The following is a 12,278-nucleotide window of genomic DNA, read 5'->3' on the forward strand; positions in this document are numbered from 1 at the left end:
GATCCGATGGACCCTCTCGATCAAAACCTCCTGCGCTCTTTCCTCGCCGTCGCCGGGACACTGCAGTTCACAGCGGCGGCGCGGCAACTCGGTCTCAGCCAGTCGACCGTGAGCGATCATGTCGGCCGCCTGGAAGCGGTGGTCGGCCGGACCCTGCTGTTGCGCAGCACCAGACAGGTGGGGCTGACCGCGGACGGTGTCGCGATGGTCGGCCTCGCGCGGGACATCATCGCGGCGCACGACCGCGCCCTGTCCTATTTCGATCCCACGGTGCTGCGCGGTCCGCTGCGCTTCGGGATCTCGGAGGATCTGGTGCTGTCGCGCCTGCCCGAGATCCTGGGCACCTTCCGGATGAACCACCCGCTCGTCGATCTCGACCTCCATGTCGGTCTGAGCAGCGACCTGTATACGCGGCTGGAGGCAGGCGGCCTGGACCTGATCTTCACCAAGCGCATGTCCAGCGACCCGCGCGGCGTCACCATCTGGCAGGAGCGGCTGATCTGGCTGGGCAGTCCGGGGATGCTGCTCGACCCGCTGCAGCCCGTGCCGCTGGTCCTTTATCCCGGCGCCAGCATCACCCGGAAGGCGGCGATCGAGACGCTGAACGACCAGGGTCGCCACTGGCGGCTCGCCTTCGGCAGCGACAGCCTGAGCGCCCTGCTGGCAGCGCTGCGTGCCGGGTTCGGGGTGTCCGCCCAGTCCGCCATGCTGGCCGGCCGCGACCTCGTCGTGATGTCGGAGGAGGCCGGCCTGCCACCCCTGCCGATGATCGACATCGTCGTGCTCGGCCGCGGCAGCCGGTTCGATGGGCCGGTCGCCGCCCTGGTCGATGCGATCAGCGCAGGCTCGGCGCAGTTGCGGCAGCAATCGGCGTGAGCCGGCCCGATACCAAGTGCGTGTTGCAACGATTTGTTACATAGTCGCCTTGTGTTGGTCGGCAAATAGCCATGTCTCCCGTCCATGGTGACGATGAAGATGCGGTGTCCGGCAACAGCCGGTCACCGTCGGAGCAGGGCCGGCGACAGTCCGATCCGGGTGCCGTTCGGCATCGACGTTCCAGTGGAAAGGGTTTGCGTCATGATCAACAGTTTGCGTCTCTGGTTGGCCGTTCCGGTGCTGGCCTCCGGGCTCGCCCTCGCTGCAGCACCGTCGGCGCAGGCAGAGTGGCATCATGGCGGTGGCTATGGCCGGGGCTACGGCGGCGGACGCGGCGGCGGCTGGCACCATGGCGGCGGCCACGGCGGCGCCCTGATCGGCGGTCTTGCGGCCGGCGCCCTGATCGGTGTGCTCGGTGCCGGGATCTACGCCAATTCCGCACCGCCACCGCCGGTCGTCTATGCACCGCCCCCGGTGATCTACGCGCAGCCGGCACCCGGCTATTATGGCCCGCCGCCGCCCGGTGCTTACCAGCAGCCGGGCTATTACCAGCAGCCGGGCTACTACCAGCCGGGCTATTGATCTTTCGGGACGCCTGATCCCGCCGCCGCCTAAAGGGCGGCGGCAGCCTTGAGCACGTCCGCCACATGGCCGGGCACCTTGACCTTGCGCCATGAACGGACGAGCCGGCCCTCGCCATCGACCAAGAAGGTCGAGCGGTCGATCCCCATGTATGTCCGCCCGTACATCGATTTCTCGGTCCAGACCCCATAGGCCTCGACCACCGTGCCGTCCGCGTCGGACGCCAGCGGGAAGGTCAGGGTGTATTTCGCGGCGAACCGGTCGATCGCCTTCAACGGGTCGCGAGACACACCGACCAGCGCCAGGCCGGCCTTGGCCCCCGCGTCGTTCAGCGCGGCCAGCGCCTGCTCGAAGTCGCAGGCCTGGCGGGTGCAGCCGGACGTGTCGGCCTTGGGATAGAAATACATCACGAACGGCCGGCCCTTGAAGCCGTCGCGGCTGACGCGGCGGCCGAGGCTGGCGGCCAGGTCGAAGTCCGGGACCAGGTCGCCCGGCTCGAGAGTTGATCCCGGAACGTCGATGTCGGGGATGGTGTGCATGGTGTTCCTCTCTATCCTGGGGCGATGCGTCCGGCTGTTCGCCCCATCCGTCCATCCAAGCTAGAGGTGCAGGCGCATCGCGGACAGCCATGACCGCGTCGCGATCATCCGGGCCTGACCGGCCCGACCAGGCGCAGGAACGCGGATCGCACCGAATGCGCGACCGTGTCGCGCCGGGCGACCAGCCCGGCCAGTCCCTCCACCTGCATCGACACGCCACGCAGCAGCGCCTCGATCACCGGTTCCGGCAGGACGTCCCGCAGATCGTCGGGGAGGTCGCCGCGACCCGCGACGCCCAGCAGGATTCGCAGCATTCCCTGGATGTCGCGCCAGAACCGGTCCGCCTCGATCAACAGCCCCGCATCGGCCCGCGACAGCATGCCCGCACGGGCCAGCCTGGCGAACGCGGTGCGCGTGGTCGGATGCCGGACGCCGGGATCGAGGCTGGCGAGCTGCAGGACCTGGGCGATGAACTCGACCTCCATCAGCCCGCCGGACCGCAGCTTCACGTCCCATGGTCCGTGCGGCGGCAGGTCGCGGGCCAGCCGGGACCGCATGGCGCTGGCGTCGTGGAACAGCATCCCGGTGGCATCGATCCCGGGCATTGGCGGCGCCTCGCCAGTCTGTCGTGGCAGCACCGAGAGCGCCGCGCCGATCGCCTCGGACACGATGCGGCGCAACGGTCCCGGACCGGCGACCACCCGGGCGCGGGACAGCGCCATCCGTTCCCAGGTCCAGGCCTGTTCGGCATGATACCGGCGGAACGCGCCGAGCGAGACCGCGACCGGGCCGGTGTTGCCGGATGGGCGCAGCCGCATGTCGAGCGCGTAGAGCGGTCCCTCGATACCCCGCGCGGTGAGGGCGGCGATCAGGGCATGCACCAGCCTGGTGTAATACTGGCTGGTGGCGATCGCCCGCGGCGGTGGTCCGGGCGCCTCGCCGATCCGTCCGGAACCGCGCCTGCCGATGCAGGGAACGCTCTCGGTGACCGCCTCCGGATGGTCGTAGACCAGCATCAGGTCCAGGTCGGAGCCGTTCATCATCTCACGCGAGCCGGCCTTGCCCAGCGCAACCACCGCCATGCCGCCACCGGGTACCAGTCCATAGCGGGCCCGGTGCTCGGCCAGCACATGGTCGAGCATCCGCGTGATGACCTGTTCCGCCAGTGCGCTGCGGGCCTCGCCGGCCGCATCCACATCCAGGCGTGCTTCCAACTGGGCCACGCAGAACCGGAACTCCTCGCCGCGCACCAGGGTGTGCGCGATCCGGATCGCCTCCTCGGTATCGCGCGCCGCCCGCATCTGCTGGTCCAGGATGCGCAGCAGCGTGCGTCCGGCCTGCCTGCCATCCTCGGGCACCAGCAGGCCCTCGAGTGCGGACGGGACCGCGGCGAGATGGTCGGCGAGCGACGGCGATGCGCCGAGAACGGTGGCGATCCGGCTCAGCAGGGCCGGGTTGCGGCCGAACAGCGACAGCAGGTTCACGCCGGCGCTCTGCCGCGACAGCAGCGTGTCGAACCGCACCAGTGCCGCCACCGGATCGCGCTGGCCGGCGAGGGCATGCAGCAAAGCCGGCATCAGGCCGTGCAGCAGCCGGCGCGCGCGCGGGTCGCGCAGCGCGCGCAGCCGGTCGCCGCGCCAGCCGTGAAGGATATCGAGCGCCTGCGGGCTCGATGGGAAGCCGAGTGCGTGAAGCTGGCCCGGCAGGTCGGCGCCGTCGAGGTCGAACGGTGCCAGGCCGCTATCCTGCAGCCCCGGCCGGTCGGCATCGTCGGCCTGGCCGATCCGGCCCCGGAACATCCGCTGGAACCGGGCGCGGGTGCGGCGAAGCACCGGCAGGAGGGCGCTGCCGAACGCATTGCCGTCGGGGTAGCCCATGAACAGGGCGAATGCCTCCAGCCCGTGCCGCGTTCCCGGCAGGCTGTGCGTCTGGCGATCCGCCTGCATCTGCAGCCGGTGCTCGACGCTGCGGAGCAACCGATAGGCGCGGCAGAGCGAGTCCGCGGTGCCGCGCTTCAGGTAGCCGCCATCGGCCAGGCGGGACAGCGCACCCAGGGTGGTCGGCTCGCGCAGCGCCGGTTCGCGCCCGCCCCAGACAAGTTGCAGGGTCTGGGCGATGAACTCGATTTCCCGAATGCCGCCATGCCCGAGCTTGACGTCGTGGCCGAGCAGCGCGCCGACCGGGTCGTCGCCCTCGAGCCCGCCGGGCGGCTGGACGACCGCCTCGCTGGCTCCGAAGCGTCGCGCCGGCGACGGCTTGTGCAGGTCGATCCGGCGCTTCATCGCGTGGATGTCCTCGATCGCCGCGAAATCGAGGTGACGTCGCCAGACGAACGGACGGATGCTGTCCAGGAACCGGTCGCCGCAGCCGAGATCCCCGGCGACCGGGCGCGCCTTGGTCATCGCGGCGCGCTCCCAGTTCTGGCCGTAGCTCTCGTAATAGGCGATCGCCGCGGGCAGCGAGACCGCGGGAGGCGTGGCGCCGGGATCCGGGCGCAGCCGCAGATCCATCCGGAACACGTACCCGTCGGCGTCGCGAGCCTCCATCAACGACACCAGGTCCGTCGCCAGCCGGCTGAAGATCCGGCCGAGATCGTCGCGCTTTCCCTCCAGGTCCAGGATCGCGGGGTCGTAGAGCAGCACCAGGTCGATATCGCTAGAATAGTTGAGCTCGCGGGCGCCGAGCTTGCCCATCGCCAGCACCACGAAGCCGGAGTCACGCTCGGGCATGCGCGGGTCGGCAAGCGGCAACTGCCCGGCGCGGCTCGCGGCCAGCAGCAGATGCGCGCTGGCGACCCTGAGCGACGCCTCGGCCAGCAGGGAGAGCGTGCCGGTCACCTGTTCCAGGCTCCAGAGCCCGCCGAGATCGGCGACCGCCGCGGCGAGTGCTACCTGGCGCTTGGCACGACGCAGGCCGGCGGCGATCTCGGCCCGTGGCGTCGCCGCCTTGAGCGTGCGCAACTGCCGGATAGCGGCCGCGGCGACATGCGTCGGTCCTTCGACCAGCATCCGCGCGAACACCTCCCGCTCGCGGCGCACCAGGTCGGACAGGAATGGGCTGTTGCCGCCGAGACAGGCGATCAGCGCCGTTGCTGCCGGGGTCTGCATATCCGGATGCGCCGAGAGGTCCTGGGCCAAAGATGCCGCCGTCACCGGATCGGCAGGCAGCGGCCAGAGTGCGGGAAGCTGGAAACCGGTCGCCATCCTGCCCGTCCCCATCCGACCTCGCGCACGGCGGCACGGTGACCCCGGTGCAGGAACATGGTCAAGCAGGGCGAGCGGCGGCTCCCCGTCCGCACGCGATGGTCCGTGCTGGATCTTCACTGGGTCACGGCCTGCTCCGGCTGGTGGTGCGGCCGCTGCTCGCCGTGCTGGTCCTCGGTGTGCTGGGCGTATTCGGCATCGCCCTGCGCCTGTCGTCCGGCCCGCTCGACATGACCTGGGCGGCGCATGTCTTCACCCCGGTCGAGCTCGGTGGAGAGACGAACGGACTGGTGCCGTTCGGCCACTCCTGGGGCGTTCTCGATATCGGCCGGGTCCGGCTGGACTGGCGCGGGTTCCATGACGGCAGGGGCGCGCCGGTCACGATACGGCTGGAGGACGTCACCATCAGGCGGCCGGACGGGCCGATCGTCGATCATGTCGATCGCATCCGGATCAGCCTGGCGGCGGTTCCCCTGCTGCGGGCGCAGCTGTCGATCATCGAGGTCGATGTGTCCGGAGCGCGCCTCAACCTCAGACGCGACGGCGTGAACGGGATCGGGATCGGGCTCGGTCCGGTGCAGCCGCGGCACACCGGCGGCAACTCCGGCCCGATGATGCGGTGGAACGAGCTGAGCCGGGTGCATGTGTCGGACATGCAGGTGGCTGTGCACGACCTGGTGGTCGGCCAGGACTGGACCGTGCGTGACGTCGAGATCGATGCGCGACCGCCGGGCGCAGTCACCGGCGGGTCCGGGGGAACATCGGACCAGGGGGGGATCGTCGGGCAATTCGGTGCGATCCTGCGCATCGCCGGGCGGCAGGCGGCGCTGCGCGGCAGCGGGACCACCGGCACCGATCGCGGGAAGATCCTCTGGCACGTCACCCTCGATCCGATCGTCCCGGCCGATCTGGTCGGCGAGCTGCCGATCCTGGGACCATTGCAGGCCCTGGCGCTGCCGGTGGCGCCGACGCTCGATGTGACCTTCGCGAACGGCCCTGGACGCTTCATGGAACCTCTCCGGGCCACCATCTCGGCCCGGCTCGGACAGGGCGAGGTGCATGAGCCGGGCACCGTGCTCCGGGTCGCGAGCGGCCTGATCCGGGCCGATGCAGAGATGCCCGACCAGGCTGACGGTGCCGTCACGCTGCGACTGCTGCAGGCCGACCTGAAGCTGCGCGACGCTGCCGATCCGGACCGGGCGGCGACGGGCCCGGAGCTGCATGCGCACGGCACGATGTCGCTGGACCGGCTCGCCGACCCGATGCGCATCCGCGCGGCATTCAGCGTCGATATCCCGCGCATCGGCTTTCCCGGCCTGGCGCAATACTGGCCGAGCCAGGCGGCGGCGGGCGCACGCAAATGGATCACCGCGAACATCACCGAGGGCGAGGCCCGCAACCTGCATGTCGAGAGCACCCTTGCCGGCGACCAGGGCTGGTCGAAGCTGGCCGAGACCGGGCGGACCGGCGGGTTCGACGCCAGCGGGCTGACCCTCTGGTGGCTGCGGCCGATCGCCCCGCTGCACGACATGCAGGCCCGGCTGACCTTCCAGGGCACCGACGCCGTGCTGATCGAGGCGCCGCATGCGGTCATGCCGGTCGAGACGAAGCCGGACGCTCCTGCCGGCGCTCACCCGATTATCGTATCGGCGGCATCGATGCGGATCGCCGGGCTGAATGCCAAGGACCAGATCGCCACCATCAAGGCGCACCTGTCAGGCAGTCTTCCCGATCTCCTGGCCGAGCTGTCGCATCCGCGTCTCAGGCTGTTGTCGCGACATCCGCTCCCGTTCACCGATCCGGCCGGCCATTCCGAGACCGACCTGGAGCTGGAGCTGCCGCTGAAGAACGACATCTCGGTGGAACAGCTGCATGTGCACGCGCAGTCCCTGATGACGGACGTCCACCTGGGCAACGTTGCCGCTGGCCGGGCGCTCGACCACGCAAACCTGTCCCTGTCGGCAACGGCGGACGGTCTCTCGCTCGATGGCAACGGCGCGATCGGCGGCATCGAATCGGTGCTCCACTACGCGATGGATTTTCGCGGTGGGCCGCCGGAGCAGGTGACCGAGCAGGCGCACGTCGAGGGGGTCGTCACGACGGAGGCTGCGAAACGGGAAGGTCTCGATCCTTCGGACAATCTTGACGGCAGCGGTCGCCTCGCGGTCGGTTACGTGGCACATCGAAACGGCTTGTCGGAGGTATCGCTCGGGCTCGACCTGACCGACCTCGGCGTCTCCACCCAGGTCTGGAGCAAGGCGCGCGGCCGACCTGCCGATGTGTCTGCCACGATCGGCCTGGACCAGGGTCATCTGGTGTCGATCGACCGCATCCATGCGGCCGGCCCCGGCCTGGTAGTCGAGGCGCGTGCCGCCGTTGCCGACGGGCGAGCCAGCCAGGTGGTCGTCGGTCATTTCGAGCTCGGTCGCAGCAGTGGCGCCGGGCGGATCGAGCTTCCGCAGGGCAGCGGCCGGAAGCAGGCGATCCGGGTCAGCGTGAAGGGTCCGGTGCTGGATCTCTCGACGGTGATCGACAGCAGCCGGCCGAAGCTGGCCAAGGCCGGACCGCCGGCTCGCAACACGCGGCGCCCGCCCACGGTGCCGCAGCCCTGGATCGCCGACCTCGCCTTCGATCGGGTCTACGTCAGCCCGAAGACCCTGTTGTCGGGTGTCACCGCGCACCTGCAGGACGATGGCCGGCAGATCGAGCTGGCGCGACTCGATGCGAGCGGCCCGACCGCCATGTCGGTCAGGCTGACGCCGGAACGGGGTGGACGGCATCTGCTCGGCAGCACGCGCGACATGGGGCTGCTGCTGCAGGCGCTCGGGGTGACCGATGCGCTGTCGGGGGGCACGCTTCGGCTGGATGCGCGCTTCGACGATGCGGCTCCCGGGGCACCGCTGTCCGGCACGGCAGAGATCGGCCGGTTCATAGTGCGCGATGCGCCGCTTGCCGCGCGGATCCTGCGTAACCTGTCGATCTATGGCTGGCTGACGGCGTTGCCGAGCCCGCAACTCGCGGTGACCCGGCTGGTCGCGCCCTTCAGCCTGGTCGGCAATGTGGTGACGCTGACCGATGCGCGTGCGCACAGCCCGGCGATCGGCGTGACCCTGCAGGGCCCCATCGATCTCGGCCGGCAACGCCTCGACCTGAAGGGGACCGTGGTGCCGGCCTGGGCGATCAACCAGCTTCCGGGTAAGCTGCCGATCGTCGGCCACTTGCTCAGCCCCGAAACAGGGGGCGGCGTGCTGGCGGCGACACTCAGCATCAAGGGCCCGTTCTCGGGGCCGGACATGCATGTGAACGCGCTCTCGACCCTGGCTCCGGGCTTCCTGCGCCGGCTCCTGTTCGAGTAGGCGAAACCTGAACGGCCGCAAGCGGCTTTGACCGGAGGTGCGCGCGGTGCCCGCGACCTCCAGGGAGAGATCAACGATGAGCAGACGTACGCTCCGGGCCCCACGAATTTCCGAGGGCCTGCCGTTTCCCCTGGGCGCGACCTGGGATGGGCTCGGCGTCAATTTCGCCCTGTTCTCGGCCAATGCGACCAAGGTCGAGCTCTGCCTGTTCGATCAGGCCGGGAAACAGGAAACCGCGCGGATCGAGCTGCCGGAATATACCGACGAGATCTGGCATGGCTACCTGCCGGATGCCCGTCCCGGTACGATCTATGGCTACCGGGTTCATGGTGCCTATGCACCCGATGCCGGCCACCGTTTCAACCCGAACAAGCTGCTGCTCGACCCGTACGCGCTCGCGCATATCGGCGAGCTGCGTCATGTCCCGGAAATCTACGGCTACGAGATCGGCCATGCCGACGGCGACCTGTCGTTCGACACCCGGGACAGCGCCGCCTTCGTGCCGAAATGCCGGGTGATCGATCCGGCCTTCACCTGGGGACGCGACCGCCGGCCGAAGGTGCCGTGGGAAAGCACGATCTTCTACGAGACGCATGTGCGCGGCTACACCATCCGCCACCCCGCGTTGAGGTTCGGCCAGGGTGGTACCTTCGTCGGGCTCGGCGCCGAGGAGGTGGTGTCGCATCTGAAGGATCTCGGCGTCACCTCGATCGAGCTGCTGCCGATCCACATGTTCGCCGACGAAGGCCACCTCGCGGCGACCGGGCTCAGCAACTACTGGGGCTACAACACGCTCGGCTTCTTCGCGCCCGATCCGCGCTATGCATCCGGCCTCGGCAGCCACGTCTCCGAGTTCAAGGCGATGGTGGCACGCCTGCACGAGGCCGGCCTCGAGGTCATTCTCGACGTGGTCTACAACCATACCGCGGAGGGCAACGAGATGGGCCCGACGCTGTCGTTCAAGGGCATCGACAATACGTCGTACTACCGGCTGCTGCCCGGGCAGGAACGCAACTACATCAACGATACCGGCACCGGAAACACGCTCAACCTGAGCCATTCGCGCGTGCTGCAGATGGTCACCGACAGCCTGCGCTACTGGGTGACCGAAATGCATGTCGACGGGTTCCGCTTCGACCTCGCCACCATTCTGGGCCGCGAGAGTTACGGCTTCGACGAGGGTGGCGGCTTCCTGGATAGTTGCCGCCAGGATCCCGTACTTTCCGATGTGAAGCTGATCGCCGAGCCGTGGGATTGCGGGCCCGGTGGCTACCAGGTCGGCGGGTTTCCACCGGGCTGGGCGGAGTGGAACGACAGCTACCGCGATACCGTGCGGGCATTCTGGCGCAGCGAGGCGTCGGTGGCCGAACTGGCGCAGAGGCTGTGCGCGTCCGCCGACAAGTTCAACCGGCGCGGTCGCAGGCCCTGGTCGACGGTCAATTTCATCACCGCCCATGACGGCTTCACGCTGCACGACATCGTTTCGTACAACGAGAAGCACAACGAGGCGAACGGCGAGAACAACCAGGACGGCACCTCGAACAATTCAAGCTGGAACTGCGGTGCCGAGGGCGAAACCGACGATCCGGCCGTGCTGGCCCTGCGTGACCGGCAGATGCGCAACCTGATGGCGACGCTGCTGCTGAGCCAGGGCACGCCGATGATCCTGGCCGGCGACGAGTTCGGTCGCACGCAGTCGGGCAATAACAACGCCTATTGCCAGGACAACGATATTTCGTGGGTCGACTGGAGCCGGCTGGAGCAGTTCTCCGGTTTCTACCAGTTCGTGAAGCGCCTGATCCGACTCAAGAACGATTACCCGATTCTGCGCCGGCAACGGTTCATGACCGGTGATTTCGACGAGGATCTCGGTGTGCGCGACGTCACCTGGATCAACAGCACCGGCGAGGTGATGCGTCCGCAGGACTGGAACGATCCGTCGGTACGCTGCTTCGGTATGCTGATGGATGGTCGCGCCAAGACCAGCGGCATACGCCGTCCCGGTACCGATGCGACCCTGCTGATGGTGCTGAACGGCAGTCACGACGAGGTGGAGTTCGTCATGCCGCCCTGCAGCGGCGGCATGCACTGGCACCTGATCCTGGACACCAACCGGCCGAGCATGACCTCGGGCCGGGCCTATGCGATCGGCACCAGCAGCGATGTCGTCGGTCGGTCGCTGATGCTGTTCAAGCTGGAGAGCTGACCAGAAGCTTGCCCATGCGCACCAGCGGCACGCACTGTCCGTCGATCGGATCAGACCGGAGCGGCTCGATCACCGACCAGCCGCACGCGGTATAGAGCGGCACGCCGGCGAGGGTGGCGGCAAGTTCGGCGCTGCCGAAACCGCCGGACCGCGCCGCTGCCTCGGCAAGCTGCAGAACCAGCCGGCCCACCCCGCGCCGGACGAAGGCGGGATGGGTGTACATGGCCCGCACCCTGGCAGGCTCGCAAGCCGGGTCCAGCAGGGTGTCGTCGCGGGCCGCCGCATGGTTGCCGCCGAAAAGGGTCGCCCGCCGGCTCCAGCCGCCGCAGCCGGCCAGGGCGCCGTCAGCCTCGATGACGAAGTAGGTTCCGTCGGTGATCAGCTGGGTGTCGAGCCCCATGATCGCGCGGCTGGCGGCGATGGTGCGCTCGTCCAGGAAGCCGATCTGCAGCCGGTCGATCGCCAGCGCCATCAGCGCGCGCAGGGCAGGGATATCCGCGTGGGTCGCCAGCCGGTGTGTCAGCATCGGCCATGGCTATCGGCCCACAGTCCGGTGGACAAGGCCCGCAGCAAGACCAGCCTTGCATTCCCTGGATGACATGCCCACGTTGCAGTGGCATATCGCCGGAAGGGATCACCTATGCCGCTCGGTTCGGTCAAGACGATGCCCCGCAATTCCCCGATCGAGCGCATTGCGACCGGCCGTGACCTGATCGCGCAGGTGAGGTCGGGCCTCCCGGTCGAGATCGTCGATGCCGTGGTGAAGGATGGCTGGCTCACCCTGACCGAACTGGACGGCATCGTGCTGCCGCGCAAGACCTTGTCGCACCGTCGCAAGCTGGGCGCCCTAACGCCTGACCAGTCCGACCGGCTGGCCCGGGTCGCGCGCATCATCGTCATGGCGCGCGAGACGTTCGGCGAAGATGAGAGGGCCAAGACCTGGCTCCGCCGTCCAACGACGGCGCTTGGTGGTGAAGCCCCATTGCAGATCCTCGATACCGACCAGGGTACCCGCGAGGTCGAGACCCTGCTCGGACGGATTTCGCACGGTATCGCCGCCTGAGCGACGGATCGCGGCGTGTTCGCCTGGCGCCTGTGCCGCAGACCGTTCGCCGACCTGCTGGGCGAGGGCGCCCGCCAATATGGGGGGCGGTGGAACAGCCCCGGCCGTCCCATGCTGTATGCGGCATCGAACGCAGCACTCTGTGTCCTGGAAGTCCGGGTGCATCTCGATCTGCCGTTCCCGTTGATCCCGCCCGACTACGTGCTGATGACGATCGACCTCACAGGGCTCGGAACGGAAGCCGTCGGCGACAGACCGGCGGATACCGTTTCATTCGGTGATCGCTGGCTGCGCGAGGGACGAACCCCGGTTCTCGAGGTTCCGTCCAGTATCGTTGCGGAATCAACCAACCTGCTGCTGAACCCGGCCCATCCGGATGCAGCGCGGGCCCGGATCGGCGCCCTCCGCGCATTCTCGTTCGACCAGCGCCTCTGGACCGACGCCTGATCTCGG

At 68.8% G+C, this 12,278-nt stretch carries 9 protein-coding genes; 6 read left to right on the top strand and 3 right to left on the bottom strand.

What is annotated here, in order from left to right; translation table 11 throughout:
- The first annotated feature begins 6 nt into the window (after window positions 1-6).
- Both HN018_RS04995 and HN018_RS05000 read left to right on the top strand, forming a co-directional pair.
- Complete coding sequence (locus HN018_RS04995; protein WP_171834477.1) at window positions 7-876, top strand: LysR substrate-binding domain-containing protein; 870 nt, start codon at window positions 7-9, stop codon at window positions 874-876.
- Between the two features lie 201 nt (window positions 877-1,077).
- Complete coding sequence (locus tag HN018_RS05000; protein WP_171834478.1) at window positions 1,078-1,458, top strand: hypothetical protein; 381 nt, start codon at window positions 1,078-1,080, stop codon at window positions 1,456-1,458.
- Window positions 1,459-1,487: 29 nt separating this feature from the next.
- On the opposite strand, the gene HN018_RS05005 is transcribed toward HN018_RS05000, so the two are convergent.
- Both HN018_RS05005 and HN018_RS05010 read right to left on the bottom strand, forming a co-directional pair.
- Window positions 1,488-1,997 (bottom strand): peroxiredoxin, encoded by a 510-nt coding sequence (locus tag HN018_RS05005; protein WP_171834479.1) that lies wholly within the window; start codon window positions 1,995-1,997, stop codon window positions 1,488-1,490.
- 104 nt (window positions 1,998-2,101) lie between these two features.
- Window positions 2,102-5,200, bottom strand: coding sequence for a bifunctional [glutamine synthetase] adenylyltransferase/[glutamine synthetase]-adenylyl-L-tyrosine phosphorylase (locus HN018_RS05010; RefSeq protein ID WP_171834480.1), 3,099 nt, complete (start codon window positions 5,198-5,200; stop codon window positions 2,102-2,104).
- Here HN018_RS05010 and HN018_RS05015 point away from each other — a divergent pair.
- Both HN018_RS05015 and glgX read left to right on the top strand, forming a co-directional pair.
- On the top strand, window positions 5,173-8,556 hold the full coding sequence (locus HN018_RS05015; RefSeq protein ID WP_171834481.1) for an AsmA-like C-terminal region-containing protein: 3,384 nt from the start codon (window positions 5,173-5,175) through the stop codon (window positions 8,554-8,556). The two genes, HN018_RS05010 and HN018_RS05015, sit on opposite strands and share 28 nt — an antisense overlap.
- A 76-nt stretch (window positions 8,557-8,632) precedes the next feature.
- On the top strand, window positions 8,633-10,762 hold the full coding sequence (gene glgX / locus HN018_RS05020) for a glycogen debranching protein GlgX (protein ID WP_171834482.1): 2,130 nt from the start codon (window positions 8,633-8,635) through the stop codon (window positions 10,760-10,762).
- On the opposite strand, the gene HN018_RS05025 is transcribed toward glgX, so the two are convergent.
- Window positions 10,746-11,288, bottom strand: coding sequence for a GNAT family N-acetyltransferase (locus HN018_RS05025; RefSeq protein ID WP_171834483.1), 543 nt, complete (start codon window positions 11,286-11,288; stop codon window positions 10,746-10,748). The two genes, glgX and HN018_RS05025, sit on opposite strands and share 17 nt — an antisense overlap.
- A gap of 114 nt (window positions 11,289-11,402) precedes the next feature.
- Here HN018_RS05025 and parS point away from each other — a divergent pair, with 114 nt between their 5' ends.
- Window positions 11,403-11,825 (top strand): type II RES/Xre toxin-antitoxin system antitoxin, encoded by a 423-nt coding sequence (gene parS / locus HN018_RS05030; RefSeq protein WP_171834484.1) that lies wholly within the window; start codon window positions 11,403-11,405, stop codon window positions 11,823-11,825.
- A gap of 15 nt (window positions 11,826-11,840) precedes the next feature.
- On the top strand, window positions 11,841-12,272 hold the full coding sequence (locus HN018_RS05035) for an RES family NAD+ phosphorylase (protein ID WP_171834485.1): 432 nt from the start codon (window positions 11,841-11,843) through the stop codon (window positions 12,270-12,272).
- Window positions 12,273-12,278 lie beyond the last annotated feature (6 nt).

The sequence above is a fragment of the Lichenicola cladoniae genome (genome assembly GCF_013201075.1).
Taxonomy (GTDB): Bacteria; Pseudomonadota; Alphaproteobacteria; order Acetobacterales; family Acetobacteraceae; genus Lichenicola; species Lichenicola cladoniae.